The following is a 20,345-nucleotide window of genomic DNA, read 5'->3' on the forward strand; positions in this document are numbered from 1 at the left end:
AGCCACTCCGCGGATCCTGCGGGGAAGCCGATACCGGGAACGCAGGGACGAGGATTCCAGAATGCACAGCGACATCGGCACCCCCGAAGCAGCATCGGCGCGCGGTATGCGCGCTGAGCTTCTGGATATGGTCTTTGGCGGTCTCTGGCCGATCGACGCGACTTTCGAGGCGCTGTTCGACCGGGTCGAGGCATCCCGGGACGGGGACAAGGCACGTACCGCACGAGGAGTGAGATAATGATGATCGACAGGTTGAAGGCCGATGCCGTGCAGCCCGCAATTCCGCGCCACGACGCGCGTCAGCTGACCGAAGCCGGAAATCTGGCCGAGATCGAGCTCGACGGGCAGATCTACACGCTGCGCATCACCAAGGCCGGCAAGCTGATCCTGACCAAGTGATCCACCCCCGCTAGCCGCATCAAAAATAACAAGCCACGAGGGAAGAGACCGAGATGAAATTCCTGACCACATCCGTACTTGCGCTGACCATTGCCGCACCGGCGCTGGCCGCCACCGACAAGGCAGAGGTCATCGACACCTACGCCGACATCGCGCAGGCAGGCTATGAGGACAGCCTGACCACCGCCAAGGCGCTGCAAGAGGCGGTTGCCGCGCTGGTGGCCGAGCCGTCGGAAGAGACGCTGGCCGCCGCCCGCGAAGCATGGCTCGCGTCGCGCAACCCCTACCAGCAGACCGAAGTGTTCCGCTTCGGCAACCCGATCGTGGATGACTGGGAAGGCAAGGTGAACGCATGGCCGCTCGACGAGGGTCTGATCGACTATGTCGACGAGACCTACGGCGGTGCCACCGACGAGAATCCCTTTGCCGCATCCAACGTCATCGCCAATTCGACGCTGGAACTGGCAGGTGCCGAGGTGGACGCGTCGGAGATCACTCCCGAACTGATCGCCGACACGCTGAACGAGGCCGACGGCATCGAAACCAATGTGGCGCGCGGCTATCACGCCATCGAGTTCCTGCTCTGGGGACAGGATCTCAACGGCACCGAGCATGGCGCGGGTGAGCGTCCCTACACCGATTACGTCACCGGCGATGCCTGCACCGGCGGCAACTGCGACCGCCGCGCGGATTATCTGACCGCCGCGACCGACCTGCTGGTGTCCGACCTCGAAGAAATGGCTGCCAACTGGGCCGAGGGCGGCGCCGCGCGCGAGGCGGTGTCGGAGAATGCCGATCAGGGCATCGTCATGATGCTGACCGGCATGGGCTCGCTCTCCTATGGCGAGCAGGCGGGTGAGCGTATGCGCCTTGGCCTGATGCTCAACGATCCCGAGGAAGAGCATGACTGCTTCTCGGACAACACCCACAACTCGCATTTCTATGACGGCAAGGGCATCCAGAACGTCTACCTCGGCCAGTACGAGCGGGTTGACGGCTCGGTCGTCTCGGGCCCGTCGCTGAGCGATCTGGTGGCCGAAACTTCGGGAGACCTCGACACCGAGATGAAAGCCAAGCTCGACGCGACCATGGTGGCGCTCGGCGAGATCAAGACCGCGGCCGAGGGCGGCTTCAGCTACGACCAGATGCTCGAGGCCGGCAACGAGAAGGGCGAGGCGCTGATCATGGGCGGCGTCGACGGTCTCATCGACCAGACCCGCACCATCGAGCGTATCGTCACCGCGCTCGAACTTGAGGACATGGAGTTCGAAGGCTCCGACAGCCTCGACAACCCCAACGCCGTCTTCCAGTAAGAAGGACTGAAGCGATGATCGTCTGCCACTGCATGGGTATCTCTGACCGCGACATTCACGCCGCGATCGACTGGATGCGACAAGCTGATGCGCAGACGATCATCACGCCCGGAAAGATCTACCACGCGCTGGGAAAAGCAGCCGATTGTGGAGGTTGCATGCCGCTCTTCTTGCAAACCATGCGACGCAACGACAATCTGGAGGTACCCATGCACCTGCGCGGCCTCCGGCGTCGCGCGCAACCACAGGAAGACGGATATGAAGGGCGACGAGAAGGTCATCGAGTATCTCAACAAGGCACTCCGGTCTGAGCTGACGGCGGTCAGCCAGTATTGGCTGCACTACCGGCTGCAGGAAGACTGGGGCCTTGGTCACATGGCCAAGAAAAGCCGCGAGGAAAGCATCGAAGAGATGAACCACGCCGACAAGCTGATCACCCGGATCATCTTCCTCGGCGGGCACCCGAATCTGCAGAAGCTCGACCCGCTGCGGATCGGTCAGGATCCGAAAGAAACCCTTGAATGCGACCTCGCTGCCGAGCATGAGGCACGGGCGCTTTACAAAGAAGCCCGCGAGCATTGCGAGTCGGTGGGCGACTATGTGAGCAAGAACCTGTTCGAGGAACTGATGACCGACGAAGAAGGTCATATCGACTTCCTCGAGACGCAACTGGAACTCTACGACCGGGTCGGTGCCGAACGCTATGCGGTCATCAACGCCATGCCGATGGATGAAGCCGAGTAACCTCGTGCTCTGCGCCGCCCTTCTGGGCGGCGCATCCGCTGCAGCCGCTGCCGACACGCCGGGCCCCGGCGCAGCGCTGCGCGATCTGCACCTCAACATCATTCCCCGCACCGAGGCCGAGGCCGCCCGCATCGCCGCCGTGACGGCTCTGCCGCAGGATTTCAGCGCGCCCGAGAAGTTCGAGGATCTGCCCGGCGGTGCCGCCACCGTGCGCGTCCGGCGCAACGCCGATGCCTTCTCGCAGCCTTCGGGCAATATGGAGTTCGACCGCGAGCTCGACTTCAAGGTCGGCAATGGGCTGTTCCGCAAACTCTGGGTGTCCTCGCCCTCGTCGACGCTGGCCTCGGACGGGCTGGGGCCGCTCTACAACGCGCGCGGCTGCCAGAACTGCCATCTGAAGGACGGGCGGGGCCATCCGCCTGCAGGGCCAAATGACGGCGCGGTGTCGATCTTCTTGCGGGTCTCGGTTCCTGCCGCGCCCGAGGCGGAGATGCCCGCCATCGAAGAGTGGATCGCCACGGCCCCCGATCCGGTCTACGGCACGCAGATACAGGATTTCGGCACGGTCGGGCAGGGCGCCGAGGCGCGGTTCTCGGTCACCTACGAAGAGGTCGAGGTGCCGCTTTCGGGCGGCGAGACCGCCGCGCTGCGCGCGCCCAGCTATGCCGCCGAAGACCTTGCCTATGGCCCGCTGGCGAAAGGCGCGATGCTCAGCCCGCGCGTGGCGCCGCAGATGATCGGGCTTGGCCTGCTCGAGGCGATCCCGGCAGAGGACATCCTCGCGCTGGCCGACCCTGAGGATGCGGATGGCGACGGCATCTCTGGCCGCGCCGCCATCGTCTGGTCGCAGGAATATGACGCAGCCATGCTGGGCCGCTTCGGGCACAAAGCGGGCATGCCGACGCTACGCGAGCAGTCGGCCTCGGCCTTTGCCCATGATATCGGCATCTCGACGCCGCTCTTTCCCGAGGTCTGGGGCGATTGCACCGCCGCGCAGGAGGTCTGCCGCGCCGCGCCCGGCGGCGACAGCGAGGCGCATGGCGGCTTCGAGGCGGATCAGCAGGCGCTCGATCTCGTCACTTTCTACAGTCGCAACCTTGCCGTGCCCGCGCGGCGCGATGCGGACGATCCGCAGGTGCTGCGCGGCAAGCAGGTCTTTTACGAGACCGGCTGCCCGGCCTGCCACACCCCGAAATTCGTCACCCACCGGCTCGACGCCCGACCCGAGCAGAGCTTTCAGCTGATCTGGCCCTATTCGGACATGCTGCTGCACGACATGGGCGAGGGGCTGGCCGACCACCGGCCCGAGGGCCGCGCCACGGGGCGCGAGTGGCGCACCGCGCCGCTCTGGGGCATCGGCCTGACCGAACGGGTGAGCGGTCATACCACCTTCCTGCACGACGGACGGGCCCGCAGCCTGCTGGAGGCGATCCTCTGGCATGGCGGCGAGGCCGAAACGCAGCGCGCGCGGGTGGTGTCCATGGCGCCGCCGGACCGCGCGGCCTTGATCCGATATCTGGAGAGTTTGTGAATGAAACACCGTCTGACCCTCTGCGCCGTGCTGGCCGCAGGTCCGCTTTGTGGCCCGCTTCACGCCGGGGTGCCCGAGGCGCTCTCCGAGCAGATCCTGCCCAGCTTCATGGCCTTCGCCGAGGCCACTGGGACGCTGGCCGAGGCTGCCGAGCAAGATTGCACCGCCGCAAGCCTGCGCGATCCGTGGAACCACGCCTTCGATCGCTGGAACGCGCTGGCCGACATTCACATCGGCCCGTCGGAGACCGGTGCGTTGCCGGTGGCCTTCTGGCCCGACAGCCGCGGCTTCACCCCCAAGACGCTGTCGCGCTTCATCGCGTCCGAAGACCCGGTGGGCACCGACCCTGCCGCCTTTGCCGATGCCTCGATCGCGGTGCGCGGGCTCTACCCGCTGGAGTTCATGCTCTATGATGAGGAGTTCTCTGGCTACGCGCAGGGCAGCTACGCCTGCACGCTGGTGCAGACCATGACCCGGGATCTGGCGCGGCAGGCGGCAGCGCTCGAAACCGGCTGGACCGAGAGCTTTGCCAATGTGCTGCTGACCGCCGGGGAAGAGGGCAACGCGACCTATCTCGCCGAGGATGAGGCGATGCGCGCGCTCTTCACGCAGGTGGTCTCGGGGCTCGAGTTCACCGCCGACACCCGCCTTGGCCGTCCCTTGGGCAGTTTCGAGCGCCCGCGTCCGACCCGCGCCGAGGCGTGGCGCTCGGGGCGCAGCCTGCGCAACGTGCTGCGCGATGCCGAAGGCGCCTATGCGCTCGCCAAGGCGCTGGCCGATTGGGAGATGCCGGTGACCGATGCCGCCATGGAGCAATTGCGCGAGGTGGCGAGCCGGGTCGAGGACCCCTCGTTCCAGCAGGTGGGCGATCCGTCGGAGCGTCTGCATGTGGAGATCGTCCAGCAGCAGGTGCGCGCGCTGAAGGACGCCATCGAGGCCGAACTGGGCGCGCCGCTCGGCATCGCCGCCGGGTTCAATTCCGCAGACGGAGACTGACGCCATGACCACACGCCGCAGCTTTCTTGCCAGCCTGCTTGCCGTCTCTGCCGCGCCCGCGACGGGCTGGGCGGCGGTGGGTGATCCGGCCTATCTGGCCGCCGCGAAACAGGGTGACGGCAGCTTTACCCTGATCGGCCTGCGCGACGATGGGGCCGAGGCCTTTCGTGTGCCGCTGCCGGCGCGCGGCCATGCCGCCTGCGCCCACCCCAGCCGCGCCGAGGCCGTGGGCTTTGCCCGTCGTCCGGGCACCTATGCGCTGGTCATCGACTGCATCACCGGCGCGCTGCTGCACGAGCTGAGCGCCCCCGAGGGCCACAGTTTCAACGGCCATGGCGCGTTTTCCGCCGATGGCACCGTGCTTTTCACCTCCGAGCAGGAGGCCGAAGGCAGCGCCGGGCGGATCGGTATCTGGGACGTCGAGGCGGGCTACAAACGCGTCTCGGATTTCCCCACGCACGGCCTTGGTCCGCATGAGATGCGCCTGATGCCGGACGGGCAGAGCCTTGTGGTGGCCAATGGCGGCATTCAGACCGACGCATGGGACCGCACCAAGCTCAACATCGACAGCATGAAGCCGAACCTGTCGTATGTCGGCTTGAATGGCACGCTGATGGAGATGGTCGAACTGGAGGAGGACCTGCACCAGAACTCCATCCGCCACCTTGCGCTGCGCGCTGACGGGCTGGTGGGATTCTGTATGCAATGGCAGGGCGAGCCCGGCGCGGCGACGCCGCTTCTGGGGCTGCACCGCCGTGGTGAGGCGCCAGTGCTCTGCGAGGCACCGCTGGCCGACGAGCTGGCGATGAACGGCTATGCGGGCAGCGTCGCTTTCTCGGGAGACGGGCAGGAGATCGCCATCACCTCGCCGCGCGGCGGGCGCATCCACCGGTTCTCGGAGGCGGGCGCTTTCCTTGGCGCCGTGTCGCGGACCGATGTCTGCGGTCTGGCCACGCATGAGGGCGGCTATATCGCCAGCGACGGGCTTGGCGGGCTCATCGAACTGCGCGGAGATGCCCCGAGGGCGCTGCGCCGCGCCGAGGTGGCGTGGGACAATCATCTGGTGCGCATCGCGGGCTGAACCCGGGCACCGGCATCGCAGGGTGCCGGTGCTTCGTGCGGTATACAAAGGTATTCCGCTAATATACTGAAAACGCTTGCGTAATTTCTTTACTTCGCGGGGTGTGTGGCTACTGTCGGGAAAAAGACTCCCGGAGCCTGCACTATGCCGCCGATCCAAGACCACCCGCTGCGCTATCAGCTTGCCAATGAGTTGCATGCAAGGCCGTTCCCGGCGCTAGAGGCGCCATGCCGCGCCATCTATCTGGCAATCAAACGGCCCAGCGATGCCGCCTCGCGCGATCGCAGCGCGGATCTGGCGCATCTCATCGACCTGCTTGATCGTCACGGCGCGCCGCATCCGCAGCCCGACGCCAAGCATTACTCGGGCAAGATCGGCAAGGCCGAGATCAAATGGGAACTGCACACCGAGTTCGTCACCTACACCGCCTTTCTGCCGGGGCTGGGCGACACGCCCTTTGATCCGCGCGACTTTGGCATCTTCCCCGAGGACTGGCTCGAGAAAGCCCCGGGCGTGCGGATGACCTCGGCAATGATCCGCATCGCGCCGCGTCCCGCCGATCCCAACCAGATGAACGATGTCTTCAGCGATTGGTTCGTCGCCGACAGCGTGGCGGTCAGCCGAATGCTGGACGATGCGCTGGTGGTGGGCGGCGATTTCCGCATCGACCCGGCTGGGCATCAGCGCTTTGGCATCTTCGTCAGTCCCGGCGTCGGAGAGCGGCGGGTGGGCCGCGTGGTGCAGCGGATTTGCGAGATCGAGGTGTATAAGACCATGGCTATGCTCGGGTTTACCCGTGTCACCGCCATCCGCTCGGACCTGATCCGCATCGACGAGGATCTGACACGGCTGTCGACCCAGATGACCCATGGCGACACCCCCGAAGAGGACACATTGCGCGCGCTCCTGCGGGTGTCTTCCGAGCTAGAGACCGTGGCGGCGCAGAGCGCTTTCCGCCTCTCGGCCACGGCGGCCTATGAGGCGCTGGTGGGCCAGCGCATCGCGGTGCTGCGCGAAGAGCGCTTCGAGGGGCGGCAGACCTTCCGCGAGTTCATGGCGCGGCGCTTCGATCCCGCCATGCGCACGGTGAAAAGCAGCGAAAAGCAGCTTTCGGACATGTCGGCTCGCGCCATGCGCGCCGCCGAGCTTCTGCGCACGAGTGTGGAGGTCAAACGCTCCGCCCAGAACCAGGACATCCTTGCCAGCATGGACAAACGCGCCGACCAGCAGCTGCAACTGCAAACCACGGTCGAGGGGCTGTCGGTGGTCGCGATCTCTTACTACGCGGTCTCGCTGGTGGGCTATCTGCTCTATCCCGTCGCCGATGCGGTGGGCATCTCGAAGGGTATGCTGACCGCCATGTCGGTGCTGCCGGTGGTGCTGCTGGTCTGGCTGGGGATCCACCGCATCCGGCATAAGGTCGAAGGGCACTAGCGCGCCGCCGCGGGCGGTTTTTCCTCGAAAGGTTGGCACTTTCCCGCGCCTTGCGATAAAGCGCGGGAAAGACCGTTCGGAGGGCACCATGCGCGCCAATATCTTCTGCATCAAATGGGGCACCGCCTTTGGGCCGGAATACGTCAACCGGCTGTATTCCGGCGTGCGGCGGCATATGGATCGCCCGGTGCGCTTCTTTTGCATGACCGAACACGCCGAGGGGCTGCACCCGGATATCGAGATTATCGACCTGCCGGTCGAACCCTTTGCCGAGCCCATGGCCGCCGCGCTGGCCGTCGCCAACCGGCAGGGCGCTATGCGCAAGGTCTCGCTGTTCCGGCCCGGCCTCGTGCCCGATCTGGAAGGGCCGGTTCTGGGCTTTGATCTCGACGTCGTGATCACCGGCCCGCTGGGCGAAATTCACGATCTCGCGCCCGGCACCATCGCCATGCGCCACGACTGGACCGAGAAGCGCAAGGGGCGGCCCACCGGCCATGGCTCGGTGTTCCGTTTCGATCCGGCGCAGCATGGGTTCCTGTACGAAGACCTTGCCAAGGACGCCTATGCAGAGGTCGAAAAGGCCCGCGGATCAGAGCAGCGCTATACCTCGCACAAAGCGATGGATCGCGATGTTTTCACATATATCCCAGAGCCTTGGGTCGTGTCCTTCAAGTATGACTGCAATCCGTTTCCGGGCAATTGGCTGCATGCGCCGCGCCTGCCGGAAGAGGCGCGCGTGGTCTGCTTTCATGGCCACCCGAAGATGTCCGAGGCGCTGGAGGGCTACAACGGCAGCCTGATCCGCCATTCCAAACCCTGCGATTGGCTGCGCGAGCATTGGATCGACCGGGCACGCGCGGATCTCGGCCAAGACTGGGCCTGATCCTTCGGAAGATTAACCGTTATGCTTGCCGACTATGCCGCCCGCGCGGTAAGAGCGGCGTCAACATTACGAACTTGAGAGAGAGGCAGAGCAATGCGTCGCGTTGTGGTTACCGGGCTGGGGCTTGTCACGCCGCTGGCGGATGGTGTCGAAAAGAGCTGGGAACGTATTCTTGACGGCCAGTCGGGCGCTGGCCCGATTCAAGGCTTCGATACCGAGGGGCTCACCACCACCTATGCCTGCGAAGTGCCGCTGGGTGACGGCTCGGACGGGACGTTCAATGCCGATGCCTATATGGAGCCGAAAGAGCAGCGCAAGGTCGATACCTTCATTCTCTTTGGTATGGCCGCCGCGCAGCAGGCGGTCGAGGATTCCGGCTGGACCCCCACCGAGAAAGAAGATCTGGAGCGCACCGGCGTTCTGATCGGCTCGGGCATCGGTGGCCTCAACTCCATCGCAAACACCGCCGTGATGATGGAACAGAAGGGCCCGCGCCGCGTGTCGCCGTTCTTTGTGCCCGGCGCGCTGATCAACCTCATTTCGGGTCAGGTCTCGATCAAATACGGCTTCAAGGGTCCGAACCACTCGGTGGTCACCGCCTGCTCGACCGGCGCGCACGCCATCGGCGACGCGATGCGGCTGATCAAATACGGCGACGCCGACGTGATGGTCGCGGGCGGCGCCGAGGCGGCGATCTGCAAGATCGGCATCGCCGGGTTCAACGCCTGCAAGGCGCTGTCGACCAAGCGCGCCGACGATCCGCAGAAGGCCAGCCGTCCTTATGATGCCGACCGTGACGGTTTCGTCATGGGCGAGGGCGCGGGCATCGTCGTGCTCGAGGAATACGAGCACGCCAAGGCGCGCGGCGCGAAGATCTACGCTGAGGTCCTCGGCTACGGTCTGTCGGGCGACGCCTATCACATCACCGCCCCCTCCGAGGATGGCGAGGGTGGCGAGCGCTCGATGCGCGCGGCGCTGAAATCCGCCGGGCTCGAGCCGTCGGACATCGACTACATCAACGCCCACGGCACCTCGACCATGGCCGACACGATCGAGCTTGGCGCGGTGGAACGGCTGCTGGGCGATCACGCCAAGAACGTCACCATGTCGTCGACCAAATCGGCCACCGGCCACCTGCTGGGCGCCGCCGGTGCGATCGAGGCGATCTTCTCGATCCTCGCGATCCGCGATCAGGTCGCGCCGCCGACGATCAACCTCGACAACCCGGCGGTGGAGACGCCCATCGATCTCGCCCCCAACGCCAAGCGCGCGCGCAAGGTGACCTACGCCCTGTCCAACAGCTTCGGCTTCGGCGGCACCAACGCGAGCGTGATCTTCGGGAAGGTCAGCTGATATGTGGCGCAACATCGCCTCCAACGCGATGACCTTTCTGGTGGTGCTGGTGTTCCTCGCCGGCGGGCTGCTGCTCTGGGCTCAGAACGAGTACAGCGCCGAGGGTCCGCTGGAGCAGCCCATGTGCCTGCAGGTCGAACGCGGCTCGAATTTCACCCGCGTCTCGCACGATCTCGCGGAACAGGGCGCGATCAGCTCTGACATGATCTTCCGTCTCGGCGCCGACTATGGCGACAAGACCGATCTGCTCAAGGCCGGGTCCTATCTGGTGCCCGAGCATGCCTCGATGACGCAGATCACCGACATCGTCACCAAGGGCGGCGCGTCGACCTGTGGCACCGAGGTGGTCTATCGCATCGGCGTCAACAGCGCTGAGGTGCAGGTGCGCGAACTCGACCCCGAGACCGGCCGCTATGTGGAGCGCATCGAGTTCGACCCCGCCAGCGACGAGCCGCGCCCCGAAGGCTATGAGGCGATCAAATCCGAGGTCGGCACGCGCTTCCGCGTGGCGCTGGCCGAGGGTGTGACCAGCTGGAAAGTGGTCGAGGAACTGGGCCAGATCGACGTGCTCGACGGCGAGGTCGCCGAGCGTCCCGCCGAGGGCGCGCTTGCCCCCGACAGCTATGAGATCAGCCCCGGCGACAGCCGCGCCGATCTCATCGCGCGTATGGAGCAGGCGCAGGAGGCGATCCTCGCGCAGGCGTGGCAGAACCGCGCCGAGGGCGTGCCCTATGACAGCCCCGAAGAGGCGCTGATCATGGCGTCGATCGTCGAGAAGGAAACCGGTGTCGCCGAGGAGCGTCCGATGGTGGCTTCGGTCTTCGTCAACCGTATCGAGCGCGGCATGCGCCTGCAGACGGACCCGACGGTGATCTACGGGCTGACCAATGGCGAAGGCGTGCTGGGCCGCGGGTTGCGCCAGTCCGAGCTGCGCAAAGAGACGCCGTACAACACCTATGTCATCGACGGCCTGCCGCCGACCCCGATCGCCAACCCGGGCCGCGCCAGCATCGAGGCGGCGCTGAACCCGGCGCAATCGGACTATGTGTACTTCGTGGCGGATGGATCGGGCGGCCATGCCTTTGCGGCGACGCTGGCCGAGCACAACCGCAACGTCGCCGCATGGCGCAAGATCGAAGCGGAGAAGGCTGAGGGCAACTGAGCACTCTCTGTCGGAAACAAGAAAAGGCCGGGCGCGATGCCCGGCCTTTTTCGTTTTGGGGATGAGAGCACGGTATGAAAAACGCCCGGGATCAAGGCGAAGCCGCCGGGCGAGCGGTCGTTTATCGTGGCGCCATCGGTCCAAGCGCGATGGACGACGCCGTCCGGGCGGGCTGGCGCTTTGGCGACCTCGCCAAACGTTCGTATGTGCTTCGGATTTGGCGGGCATAAAGCGCGCATGTCATTGGTTGCGGCGCCACCCCACGGTCCGGCGCACGCACGACTGCCGTGGCTACTTTAAGTTCAGCCCTTCAGCACCCGCGCCAGTGCGCAGAATTGCTCGAGCGAGACCTGCTCGGCGCGCTCGGTGGGCTCGATGCCCGCCGCCCGCAGCTTGTCCTCGATGTCCGGCGTCAGCCCCTTCAGCGCGGCGCGCAGCATCTTGCGGCGCTGGTTGAAGGCCATGGCGACGACCCGCTCCAAGGTCTTGGCGTCGGCGGGGTAGCGCGGCTCGGGCAGGGCTTTCAGATGCACCACCGCCGAGGACACTTTGGGCGGCGGGGTGAAGGCCGAGGGCGGCAGGCTGATTACGATACGCGCCTCGCAGCGCCATTGCGCCAGCAGAGCGAGCCGCCCATAGGCCTTCGAGCCGGGCTGCGCGACGATGCGCTCGGCCACCTCGCGCTGGAACATCAGCGTCAGGGTCGACCAGAAGGGCGGCCAGTCGGTCGGCGTCAGCCAGCGCACCAGCAGCTCGGTGCCGACGTTGTAGGGCAGGTTGGCGCAGATGGCGATCGGCGGGGTGAGCCGCTCGAGCGGGTCGATCTCCAGCGCGTCGCCGTTGATCACCTCGAGGCGGCCGTCGTAGTGCAGCACGATCTCGTCGAGCGCGGGCAGGCAGCGCGCGTCCTTCTCGACCGCCAGCACCCGCCGTGCGCCCTCGGCCAGCAGCCCGCGGGTGAGCCCGCCGGGGCCGGGACCGATCTCCAGGACATCCATATTCGACAGATCGCCCGCCGCCCGCGCGATCTTGGCGGTCAGGTTGAGATCGAGCAGGAAGTTCTGCCCGAGCGATTTCTTGGCGCTCAGCTGATGGGTGGCGATCACCTCGCGCAGCGGGGGCAGGCCGTCGATACCGCTCATGTCTTCATTGTTCTCCAAATACGCCGGGGGTGAGCCCGAAGGGCGAGGGGGCAGCGCCCCCTCTATACCTCTACCCCTGCGGCGCGCCAGCCGAAAGCTCGGCGGCCATGCGCAGCGCGGCGAGCGTCGAGGAGGGATTTGCCAGCCCCTTGCCCGCGATGTCGAAGGCAGTGCCATGGTCGGGCGAGGTGCGCACGAAGGGCAGGCCGAGCGTGACGTTGACGCCCTCGTCAAAGCCCAGTGTCTTCACCGGGATCAGCGCCTGATCGTGATACATGCAGACCGCCACGTCATAGCGCGCGCGGGCGGCAGCGTGGAACATCGTGTCGGCGGGCAGCGGGCCGATCAGATCCATGCCCTCGGCGCGCAGCCGGTCCAGCAGCGGCGCGATCATCTCGATCTCTTGCCGGCCCATGCGCCCGCCTTCGCCGGCATGCGGATTAAGCCCGGCCACGGCGATGCGCGGGCGGGCGATGCCAAAGCCCGCCATGGCCTCATGGGTGATGCGCAGCCGGGCCTCGAGCAGCTCGGCGGTCAGCGCCTGCGGCACCTCTTCGAGCGCGATATGGATGGTGGCGGGCACCACCTTTAGCTCGGGACAGGCGAGCATCATCACCACCTCGGGCACATGGCCGAGATGGGCGAGAAATTCGGTATGGCCGGGGAAAGCGAAGCCGCAGCCGCTCGCCAGCGCTTGCTTCGAGATCGGCAGGGTGCAGAGCGCCGCGGCCTCACCGCGCTGGCACAGGGCGACGCCGCGCTCGATGGCGGCGACGACACCAGCGGCCTGCGCTGCCTGCGGCACGCCCGGCACGCGGGGCCCGGGCATCTCCTGCACCAGCACCGGCAGGCCGCGCGTGGCGGCCTCTGGCGCCTCGGCGGGGCGCTCGATGATCACATGCGGCACAGTGCCCGGCAGGTGGTGCGGCGCGCCGATCCAGAAGAACGGCAGCTCGGTCCCGAGCGCCTGCCACGCGGCCTCGGCCAGTTCCGGCCCGATGCCCGAGGGCTCGCCGCACGACAGCGCGAGGGGCAGAGCGGGCCGGTGCGGGCTCATTTCTCGACGATGCGCGCGTTGGCGCGCAGCTGCGCGAGATAGGCCTCGGAGAGCTGGTTGAGCCGCTGGTTGCGCAGACCGACGCTCACCTGCTGGCGGTCGGCGTCGGCGGTGACCTCCGGCGTGCGGCTGCACATCATCAGGAACATCAGCGTCTGGCCGTTGGAGCGCGTCAGCGCGGTCGAGACCTCGCCCGCATCGAGCTTCGACAGCTCATAGGCGATGTCGGTGGGGATCTCCGAAGGTGCTTGCTGGTGGCGCTGCAGCACCTCGGCGGGCTGGCCCTTGGCGACGCCATAAAGATCGTCGCAGCGGTCGATCTTGCTGGCCAGAACCCGCGCCTTGGCGAGGGTCTCGGCGCTGCGGCCACCGGCCATGTAGTAAGTGGCGTAATCGACCGAGGCGATCTCGGGTTCGGAATAGCCGCTCTCTTCGACCTGACGCATCTGGAAGAGCGCCACGGCGCCTTGGATCGGGATCGGATCGGTGACCTCGCCGGGGGCGAGACCGATCACCAGCGGGCGCAGCACGGGCGGCAGGTCGTTGAGATCCTGCCACGGCAGCCGTCCGCCTTCACCGCGGGTGGCGGTGGCCGAATATTCGCGCGCGGCGGCGGAGAAATCGGCGGTCGAGCGGTAGTTCGAGATGCGCTCGGCGAGGTTGTTCACCTGCGCCTCGGTGCCGGGACGGATCGGGATGATGATCTCCGACAGCAGCACACGCACGTTCGAGCCGGTGCCGGTGCCCGAGAGCGCGCGGTCGACCTCTTCGTCGCTCACCTGCGCGCGGGCCTGAAAGCGCGCCTGCACCAGTTGCCGCCACGCATAACCGGCGCGGACGAAATCACGGAAGGTCTGCTCGTCGACGCCGTTCTGCGCCAGCAGGGCGACGAACTGGTCGAGGCCGAGATTGCCGCGTTGGGCAAATTCGCTCATCCCGTCTTCGATTTCCTCGTCGGTGGGGGCGATCCCCGCGTCGGAGGCGGCCTGCATGCGCAGCCGGTCGTCGATCAGCTGTTCGCGTGCCAGCTGCTGCGGGTTCTGGCCGGAGTTGAGCACCTCAATCATCCGTGCGCGCTGCTGGATCTCGTAGTTGGTGATCACCATCTCGTCGACGGTGATCGCGGGCGAGAACAGCCCCTGCGCGGGCAGCGCGGCAGGAGCGAGCGCCAGACCGGCCGCCAAGAGGACGGAACGGAGGAGGCGGGCCGAAAAGCGGACGGGGGTCACTTGCATGTGCGTCGATACTCCTTGGCGCTATCCGTGGTGCCGAAGCCTGTCAGCGCGACGGAAAGGCCGAAATCGGTTGACGGTTCCAGGTTGCTCGAGGACGCGTATTTGCGCGTTACCGAGAAATCCACCTGGACGCATTCATTGCGGTATTGCAGGCCCAGACCAGCGCGGTCAAGCCGTTGATCGGCAAGGTCGTAGCGCCATTCTGCCGAGCTGGTCCAATTGCGGGCGAAGCGGTAGCTGCCATCGAGCGACCATTCCGATTGCGTCTCGTCGCGGTCCTCGTCGGGGTCCTGCACCAGCAGCAGGTAAGAGGCGCCAAGATCGATGCGCGCATTGCTCCAGTCGACACGCGCTTCGGCCTTGTTGAAATCGGTGATCCCGCCGAGCAGGCCGCGCGCCGAGATGGTCAGCCCGGCGTCATTGCTGAAGCCTGCGGCGATCAGCCAGTCGGACAGGCTGCTGTCGAGACCGGACGAGCGGCTGAAGTCTTCATCCACATCCGCCTGCCAGACCCGCCCGACGGTCATGCCCGCGCGCCAGCCATCGGGAGCCTCGTGCAGCCAGCGCAGGCCAGCGGCCACCGACTGGCCATGCTCGCGCCGGTCGGCAGCGGGAAAGCGCGACAGCGACAGCAGGTTGCCCTCGTCGAACTCGACACGGGTGCTCTCATCCGAGACGATATTGACCCGCGTGCCGCCGACCAGCGCGTATTGCGCCACCGGCTCGAGCAGCGTGCGCGCGCCATCGGCACCGCGCCGGATCAGTGGCCAGCGCAATTCGACGGCGGTGGCTCCCATCACGCGCGAGACGTCGCTGTCCGAGCTGCTGTCCTGACTGTAGTCGTAGCGGTCGAACCACAGGCTGTTGGTCCAGCCCATGCGGATGCCGCCCGCCAGCGTCCAGCGCTTGCGCCAGCTCGCCTCGGCGGTCAGCCGCGCCACGTCGCGCCCGATGATGTCCTCGTCGGAGGTGCGGTAATGCCCGTGCAGCTCGGTGCCGAGCCGCAGCTCGCCGCCGATGCGATCCGGGAAGAACCGCTTCTCGTAAGATCCGTCAAAAATCCACGACGGCAGTTCCTCGTCCTTTTCCGAGGCGCGCAGCGATTGGTAATGCGACAGCCCAAAGCGCAGCAGATCATCGGACCGGGCACGCGACAGCTCGATGGTGCTGCCCAGCCGGTCGAGGTCTTCATAGTCGTAATCGTTCAGATAGGCCTCGTCGCTGACCATCTTGAGATCGAGATCAAGCTGGAATTCGTTGCGCAGCCCGAATGTGCCTTCGGCAAAGAGATAGCCGCGGGTGGTGTCATCGGTCAGCGTGTCGCGGGTGAGCGCGCCGTTGAGTTCCAGATCGCCCCGCGCGAAGGCGCGGCGATAGCGCGCCTCCAGAGTCTTTGTGACGGGCGAGATATAGGGCGTCAGCGTGACGTCCTGATGCTCGCCGATCGGCACGAAATAGGGCAGTTTGACCCCGAAGCCGAGCAGCGTGGAGCTTCGGAACGTCGGGATCAGGAACCCTCGGGTGCGCTTCAGCGTGGGGTCGGGCAGGCGCATGCTGGGCACCCAGAACACCGGCACATCAAGCACCCGCAGTTGCGCGCCTTCGAAATAGATCTGCTTGGCTTCCTCGTCATGGACCACGCGCTGCGCGCGGATCGACCAAAGCGGAACCTCTTCCCTGCCGCAGACCTGACAGGAGGTCACCGCGACGCGGCTGAGTTGCGTGAAACGGCCCTCGGCGCGGCGCGCCTCGACGGCGGCCAGCTGCAATTGCTCGTTCATCACCATGCGCGCGCCGCTGAGGATGCCGTTGCGCAGCCCTTCTTCAAGCTCGGCGCTCTCGGCCAGCATAAGGTTACCCGAAGCATCGGTGATGCGAATCGGCCCTTCGATCTGCAGGCTGTCGGCCTCTTGATCGTAGATGATACGGCTGGCGGACAGCCGGGTGCCGTCCTGCAGCGCCTCGACATTGCCTTGGGCGATCAGCCGGTTACCGCTTTCGACATAGACGCTATCGGCGACCAGCAGGGCGGCCGTGGCGCTCTGTTCGCCGCCGGTCGGGGAAACGGCGGTCTGGGCGCGCAGCGCATCGGGAAGGGTCGCGCAGAGCGGCAGGCCAAGGGCCAGTGCCGCCGCGAGCAGGCGGGTGTGGGGGGTCATCCTTCCTCCATCTGAAGCACCAGACCCAGCGCCAGCAGCAAGGCGGCGACAGGCGGCACCCAAGCGGCAAGCAGCGGGTTCAGCTGCCCGTTTTCGCCGAGGATCTGCGCGAAGTTCCTGACGTAGTAAAGCCCGAAGCCGAGCATGACGGACCCGAGCACCGAAAGCCCGGTGTTGGCCAGCCGTGCCGGGCGCATGGTGAACCCGGCGGCGACCAGCACCATAGCCACCAGAAACACCGGCTGGGCCAGTTCCGACTGCAGCCACACGATGTGCCGCCGCGCCGAGAAGCCCGCGTTTTCAAGCCCGCGAATAAAGGCCGGAAGCTCCCAGATCGGGATCGCCGAGGGCTGGCCGAAACGGTCGCGGATGCCGTCTTGGGTGAGGTTCGAGGGCACCCGCATCTCGTCGTAGCTGAGCGCGGCGGCCTCGGGGTTCACCGCGCCGCTGAGCGGCCATGTCTTGGCCTTGGTCAGCACCCAGTCGCCGCCTTCCAGCCGGGCGCGCTCGGCGATGATGCGCTGGTCCGGTCCGCCGCCCGGCGCGTAGGAGACGAAGCTGACATCGTAAAGCACCGTCGCGTCGGGGTTGGTGCGGCTGGCGCGGATCACCGTCTGGCCGTTCTCGTCGCCCTGCCGCAGCCACAGGCCCTCGGAGCCGATCGACAGCACCGAGCCGCCGTCGCTGTCCCATTCCTGTTCAAGATCGGCGGCGCGCTTCGAGGTGGCAGCGACGATGGGATTGACCATCGCCACGGCAAAGCAGCCGATCGCCAGCGCCACGCCCACCGGCCCCATGAGCGCCGCCAGACCCGAGCGCCCCGCAGCGCGGCTGACCACCAGTTCGGAACTGCGCGCCAGCGAGATGCAGAGCGAGATCGCCGCAAGGATGATCACCAGCGGCAGGATCGTGTAAACGCCCTCGGGCAGCTTCAGCAGGGTGATGTGAACCACCTGTCCAAAGCCTTCGCTCTCGCCGAATTTCCGCAATTGCTCGACCAGATCGACGAGGAAGAAGAACAGCGCGAAGATCAGGCCAATGGCGAGAAAGAGCTTCAGGAAGCGGCGGGCGAAATAGTAGTGCAGGATCATGCGGCGGCTCCGGAAGCGGCCTGCCGGCGGCGTGCGGCGCTGGGACGGCGGGGGCGGGCGGCACGCCAGAGCATCAGCGCGCTGATGGCGAAACCGGCGATGCTGGGCAGGTAGATCAGCGGCCAGAGCGCGCCATTGGCCCGCACCGGGGTCGAGACCGCGCTTTCGATGATCTTGATCAGCACCAGCAGGAAGATCGCGCCGACGATCTGCCGGGTGACGCCAAAGCGCGAGAAACTGCCGGTCATCAGCGCCGCATAGCCGATCAGCGCCGCGACAACGCAAAGCAGCGGCTGCTCAAAGCGCATATGCGCCTCTTCCAGCACTTCGCCGACCGAGTCGTTGACCTCTTCGGCCACCGCTTCGGTGTCGGTCAGCAGTTCCAGCGTGCCGATCTGCCGGGCGCGGCGTCCGGGGCGGCGGTCGGGGGTGATCAGGCCAGAAATGTCGTAGGTGAGATCGGTGAACGTGGTGGTCGACAAGCTGTTGTCCGACAGACGCAGTGTCTCGGCGATGCCCTCGACCATGGTCAGCATGGTGTCGCCACCGTTGCCGCGCAGAATATAGGCGGTGCGCGCGGTGTAGATCACCTCGCGGCCTTCCTGACGGCGGTCCGACAGAAAGACGTCGCGCAGCTCTCCCTCGGGCGAGATCTCGCGGATGTAGAAAGTCACGCCCTTGGTGGGGTGCAGGAAGGTGCCCTCATGCAGCAGTCGTGCCGAGACAGAGCCCGAGATCTCGGCCTCCCGCTCGCGCAGCTGGGCGATCGACAGCGGCACCAGAGCATGGGTCAGCACCGCCATCATCGCGCCGATGATCACCCCAAAGACCAGCACCGGACGCGCGAGGCGCCACGGCGAGAAGCCCGCGGCCTGCACCACGGTCAGTTCCGAATCGTTGCTGGCGCGATTGGTGACGTAGACGGCGGCGGCGAAGGCCGCGATGGGCAGCACGATCCCGATCACCGCGGGCAGGCTGAGCAGCGTGAACTCGAGGAAAATACCGCCGGTGTGCCCATCGGCGATCAGGTCGCCAAAGAGGTTCACCGCACGGTTCACCCAATAGACCATCACCAGCACCAGCGAGAAAAATCCGAACAGGATCATGAGCTGCGACAGCATGTATCTGTCGAATCTCTGCACTCGATTTTCCCCCGGCTTTCCTTTGGCGACGACCCTAGACGATCGGTCATCGTCGGAAAAGGTGCCTCTGGTCAAGCCGATTGCGGCGAACTAGGACTCGGAGACAAACACAAACACGACAGACAACGGGAAGGACGGCGGATGAGCGAGCTGCGCGGTTTCGAATTTTCGGCGGTGGAACTGGATGGGCTGGCCGAGCGAGAGGGGCGCTTGGCGCTGCTGATCAACGCTGAGGGCCGGATGAGCCCCGGTGCCCGGCGCCTCAACCGTCTTTCGAAGGGCGCCGTGGCGCGGCTGCTGGAGTCGGACCGTTGGGAAAATGCAAAAGCGGGTGAAGTGATCACTCTTGCCTTTCCGACCGGCCTCGCCGCCGAGGCGCTGGATGTCGTGAAGCTCGAGCGCCGTCCGAGCGTCGCCGAGGCACGAAAGGCCGGGGCCGCGCTGGCGAAAACCGCCGGAACGGCGGCGCTGACCATCGTCGGGGAAAGCACCGCGCGGCTGCCGCATCTGGCGCTGGCGCTGGCGCTGCGCGGCCACGCGGTGGTCAATCACAAGTCCGAGAGCGCCGAGACCCCGGCGAACGCAACCATCCTGTGCGCAAAGCCCGAGCAGACCGAAACCGCTGCGACCTCGCTCTTGGCGGTGGCCGAAGGTGTCGCCTTTACCCGCGATCTGGTGAGCGAGCCCGCCAACGTGCTGACCACCGAAGAGTTCGCCGCCCGTCTCGAGGCGCTGACCGCGCTTGGCGTCGAGGTTGAGGTGCTGGACGAGGCGCGTATGGCCGAACTGGGCATGAACGCGCTGCTGGCCGTGGGGCAGGGATCTGCCGCGCCGTCGAAGATGGTGGTGATGCGCTGGAAGGGGGCCGATGGCGATCCGCTGGCGCTGGTCGGCAAGGGCGTGGTCTTTGACACCGGCGGCATCTCGCTGAAGCCGGGGCCGGGCATGGAAGACATGACCATGGACATGGGCGGCGCGGGCACGGTTGCGGGCGTGATGAAGGCGCTGGCCCTGCGCAAGGCGCCCGCCCATGTGGTGGGTCTTGTGGGGCTGGTCGAGAACATGCCCTCGGGCACCGCGATGCGGCCCGGCGATATCGTGAAATCCATGAAGGGCGACACGATCGAGATCCTCAACACCGACGCCGAGGGCCGCCTCGTGCTGTGCGATGTGCTGTGGTACGCGCAGGAGCATGTGAAGCCCGCCGCGATGGTCGATCTGGCCACGCTCACCGGCGCCTGCATCGTTGCGCTGGGGCATGAGAATGCCGCGGTCTACGCCAATGAAGACGATTTCGCCCGCGACTTCCTCAAGGCCGCCGAGACCGAGGGCGAGGGCGCGTGGCGGATGCCGCTGGGCCAAGCCTATGACGACATGCTGAAATCTCCGCTGGCGGACATGAAGAACATCGGCGGGCGTCCCGCCGGGTCGATCACCGCGGCGCAATTCCTCAAGCGCTTTGTGCGTGACGATGTGCCGTGGATCCATCTCGACATCGCCGGGGTCGCCAAGGTCAAATCGCCGACCCTGCTTGCGCCCGCCGGGGCTACCGGCTGGGGGGTGCTGTCGCTCGACCGGCTGGTGCGCGAGCGTTTCGAAAAGACCGAGGGCTGAGATCATGGG

19 protein-coding genes are annotated in these 20,345 nt (G+C 66.3%); 13 read left to right on the forward strand and 6 right to left on the reverse strand.

Features of this window, described 5'->3' with window-relative positions; translation table 11 throughout:
- Positions 1-61: 61 nt before the first annotated feature.
- The 12 genes from AYJ57_RS26225 to mltG all read left to right on the forward strand — a co-directional run bounded on the left by AYJ57_RS26225 (position 62) and on the right by mltG (position 10,896).
- Complete coding sequence (locus AYJ57_RS26225) at positions 62-238, forward strand: hypothetical protein (RefSeq protein WP_193789495.1); 177 nt, start codon at positions 62-64, stop codon at positions 236-238.
- A gap of 2 nt (positions 239-240) precedes the next feature.
- Positions 241-399 carry a hemin uptake protein HemP gene (gene hemP, locus AYJ57_RS25495; RefSeq protein ID WP_412094009.1) on the forward strand — a complete coding sequence of 53 codons (159 nt, stop codon included), beginning with the start codon at positions 241-243 and terminating at the stop codon, positions 397-399.
- Between the two features lie 53 nt (positions 400-452).
- Positions 453-1,712, forward strand: a complete 1,260-nt coding sequence (locus AYJ57_RS13420) for an imelysin family protein (RefSeq protein WP_066106199.1) — start codon at positions 453-455, stop codon at positions 1,710-1,712.
- Positions 1,713-1,726: 14 nt separating this feature from the next.
- The gene (locus tag AYJ57_RS25500; RefSeq protein WP_083191256.1) at positions 1,727-2,023 is read left to right on the forward strand and encodes a (2Fe-2S)-binding protein; all 297 of its coding nucleotides are present in this window, start codon (positions 1,727-1,729) and stop codon (positions 2,021-2,023) included.
- Positions 1,971-2,456 carry a bacterioferritin gene (gene bfr, locus AYJ57_RS13425; RefSeq protein ID WP_066106201.1) on the forward strand — a complete coding sequence of 162 codons (486 nt, stop codon included), beginning with the start codon at positions 1,971-1,973 and terminating at the stop codon, positions 2,454-2,456. The genes AYJ57_RS25500 and bfr overlap by 53 nt, the downstream gene beginning before the upstream one ends.
- On the forward strand, positions 2,443-3,987 hold the full coding sequence (locus AYJ57_RS13430) for a di-heme oxidoreductase family protein (protein WP_066106204.1): 1,545 nt from the start codon (positions 2,443-2,445) through the stop codon (positions 3,985-3,987). Before bfr ends, AYJ57_RS13430 begins: the two co-directional genes overlap by 14 nt.
- Entirely contained in the window at positions 3,988-4,983 is a 996-nt protein-coding gene (locus AYJ57_RS13435) for an imelysin family protein (RefSeq protein ID WP_066106207.1), read from the forward strand.
- 4 nt (positions 4,984-4,987) lie between these two features.
- Positions 4,988-6,064 carry a DUF1513 domain-containing protein gene (locus AYJ57_RS13440; RefSeq protein WP_066106210.1) on the forward strand — a complete coding sequence of 359 codons (1,077 nt, stop codon included), beginning with the start codon at positions 4,988-4,990 and terminating at the stop codon, positions 6,062-6,064.
- Positions 6,065-6,208: 144 nt separating this feature from the next.
- Positions 6,209-7,498, forward strand: a complete 1,290-nt coding sequence (locus AYJ57_RS13445; protein WP_066106213.1) for a DUF3422 family protein — start codon at positions 6,209-6,211, stop codon at positions 7,496-7,498.
- Between the two features lie 88 nt (positions 7,499-7,586).
- Positions 7,587-8,381, forward strand: a complete 795-nt coding sequence (locus AYJ57_RS13450; RefSeq protein WP_066106215.1) for a glycosyl transferase — start codon at positions 7,587-7,589, stop codon at positions 8,379-8,381.
- Positions 8,382-8,474: 93 nt separating this feature from the next.
- A complete protein-coding gene (fabF, locus tag AYJ57_RS13455) occupies positions 8,475-9,734 on the forward strand; it encodes a beta-ketoacyl-ACP synthase II (RefSeq protein WP_066106218.1) in 1,260 nt (419 codons plus the stop codon).
- Between the two features lies 1 nt (position 9,735).
- On the forward strand, positions 9,736-10,896 hold the full coding sequence (mltG, locus tag AYJ57_RS13460) for an endolytic transglycosylase MltG (RefSeq protein ID WP_066106221.1): 1,161 nt from the start codon (positions 9,736-9,738) through the stop codon (positions 10,894-10,896).
- Positions 10,897-11,198: 302 nt separating this feature from the next.
- Here mltG and rsmA read toward each other — a convergent pair whose 3' ends face one another.
- From rsmA to lptF, 6 genes are all read right to left on the reverse strand, one after another.
- A complete protein-coding gene (rsmA, locus tag AYJ57_RS13465) occupies positions 11,199-12,038 on the reverse strand; it encodes a 16S rRNA (adenine(1518)-N(6)/adenine(1519)-N(6))-dimethyltransferase RsmA (RefSeq protein WP_066106224.1) in 840 nt (279 codons plus the stop codon).
- A 70-nt stretch (positions 12,039-12,108) separates the two neighbouring features.
- Positions 12,109-13,095 (reverse strand): 4-hydroxythreonine-4-phosphate dehydrogenase PdxA, encoded by a 987-nt coding sequence (gene pdxA, locus AYJ57_RS13470; protein ID WP_066106227.1) that lies wholly within the window; start codon positions 13,093-13,095, stop codon positions 12,109-12,111.
- The gene (locus tag AYJ57_RS13475; RefSeq protein ID WP_066106230.1) at positions 13,092-14,330 is read right to left on the reverse strand and encodes a peptidylprolyl isomerase; all 1,239 of its coding nucleotides are present in this window, start codon (positions 14,328-14,330) and stop codon (positions 13,092-13,094) included. The genes pdxA and AYJ57_RS13475 overlap by 4 nt, the downstream gene beginning before the upstream one ends.
- Complete coding sequence (locus AYJ57_RS13480) at positions 14,321-16,489, reverse strand: LPS-assembly protein LptD (RefSeq protein ID WP_066106233.1); 2,169 nt, start codon at positions 16,487-16,489, stop codon at positions 14,321-14,323. The genes AYJ57_RS13475 and AYJ57_RS13480 overlap by 10 nt, the downstream gene beginning before the upstream one ends.
- Positions 16,486-17,580, reverse strand: a complete 1,095-nt coding sequence (lptG, locus tag AYJ57_RS13485) for an LPS export ABC transporter permease LptG (protein ID WP_066106236.1) — start codon at positions 17,578-17,580, stop codon at positions 16,486-16,488. Before lptG ends, AYJ57_RS13480 begins: the two co-directional genes overlap by 4 nt.
- A complete protein-coding gene (gene lptF, locus AYJ57_RS13490; protein ID WP_066106238.1) occupies positions 17,577-18,701 on the reverse strand; it encodes an LPS export ABC transporter permease LptF in 1,125 nt (374 codons plus the stop codon). Before lptF ends, lptG begins: the two co-directional genes overlap by 4 nt.
- A 162-nt stretch (positions 18,702-18,863) precedes the next feature.
- Here lptF and AYJ57_RS13495 point away from each other — a divergent pair, with 162 nt between their 5' ends.
- Positions 18,864-20,336 (forward strand): leucyl aminopeptidase, encoded by a 1,473-nt coding sequence (locus AYJ57_RS13495; RefSeq protein ID WP_066106241.1) that lies wholly within the window; start codon positions 18,864-18,866, stop codon positions 20,334-20,336.
- The last annotated feature ends 9 nt before the right edge of the window (positions 20,337-20,345 follow it).

The sequence above is a fragment of the Salipiger sp. CCB-MM3 genome (assembly GCF_001687105.1).
In the GTDB taxonomy this organism is placed as follows: Bacteria; Pseudomonadota; Alphaproteobacteria; order Rhodobacterales; family Rhodobacteraceae; genus Salipiger.

Bases quoted from the DNA above. Each gene is read 5' to 3' on its own strand.
- rsmA (WP_066106224.1), bottom strand. From the start codon at position 12,038: ATGAGCGGTATCGACGGCCTGCCCCCGCTGCGCGAGGTGATCGCCACC.
- AYJ57_RS13420 (WP_066106199.1), top strand. From the start codon at position 453: ATGAAATTCCTGACCACATCCGTACTTGCGCTGACCATTGCCGCACCG.
- AYJ57_RS13440 (WP_066106210.1), top strand. From the start codon at position 4,988: ATGACCACACGCCGCAGCTTTCTTGCCAGCCTGCTTGCCGTCTCTGCC.
- AYJ57_RS13495 (WP_066106241.1), top strand. From the start codon at position 18,864: ATGAGCGAGCTGCGCGGTTTCGAATTTTCGGCGGTGGAACTGGATGGG.
- pdxA (WP_066106227.1), bottom strand. From the start codon at position 13,095: ATGAGCCCGCACCGGCCCGCTCTGCCCCTCGCGCTGTCGTGCGGCGAG.
- fabF (WP_066106218.1), top strand. From the start codon at position 8,475: ATGCGTCGCGTTGTGGTTACCGGGCTGGGGCTTGTCACGCCGCTGGCG.
- AYJ57_RS13450 (WP_066106215.1), top strand. From the start codon at position 7,587: ATGCGCGCCAATATCTTCTGCATCAAATGGGGCACCGCCTTTGGGCCG.
- AYJ57_RS13430 (WP_066106204.1), top strand. From the start codon at position 2,443: ATGAAGCCGAGTAACCTCGTGCTCTGCGCCGCCCTTCTGGGCGGCGCA.
- AYJ57_RS13480 (WP_066106233.1), bottom strand. From the start codon at position 16,489: ATGACCCCCCACACCCGCCTGCTCGCGGCGGCACTGGCCCTTGGCCTG.
- AYJ57_RS13475 (WP_066106230.1), bottom strand. From the start codon at position 14,330: ATGCAAGTGACCCCCGTCCGCTTTTCGGCCCGCCTCCTCCGTTCCGTC.
- AYJ57_RS25500 (WP_083191256.1), top strand. From the start codon at position 1,727: ATGATCGTCTGCCACTGCATGGGTATCTCTGACCGCGACATTCACGCC.
- mltG (WP_066106221.1), top strand. From the start codon at position 9,736: ATGTGGCGCAACATCGCCTCCAACGCGATGACCTTTCTGGTGGTGCTG.
- lptG (WP_066106236.1), bottom strand. From the start codon at position 17,580: ATGATCCTGCACTACTATTTCGCCCGCCGCTTCCTGAAGCTCTTTCTC.
- lptF (WP_066106238.1), bottom strand. From the start codon at position 18,701: ATGCTGTCGCAGCTCATGATCCTGTTCGGATTTTTCTCGCTGGTGCTG.
- AYJ57_RS13445 (WP_066106213.1), top strand. From the start codon at position 6,209: ATGCCGCCGATCCAAGACCACCCGCTGCGCTATCAGCTTGCCAATGAG.
- AYJ57_RS13435 (WP_066106207.1), top strand. From the start codon at position 3,988: ATGAAACACCGTCTGACCCTCTGCGCCGTGCTGGCCGCAGGTCCGCTT.
- bfr (WP_066106201.1), top strand. From the start codon at position 1,971: ATGAAGGGCGACGAGAAGGTCATCGAGTATCTCAACAAGGCACTCCGG.
- AYJ57_RS26225 (WP_193789495.1), top strand. From the start codon at position 62: ATGCACAGCGACATCGGCACCCCCGAAGCAGCATCGGCGCGCGGTATG.
- hemP (WP_412094009.1), top strand. From the start codon at position 241: ATGATCGACAGGTTGAAGGCCGATGCCGTGCAGCCCGCAATTCCGCGC.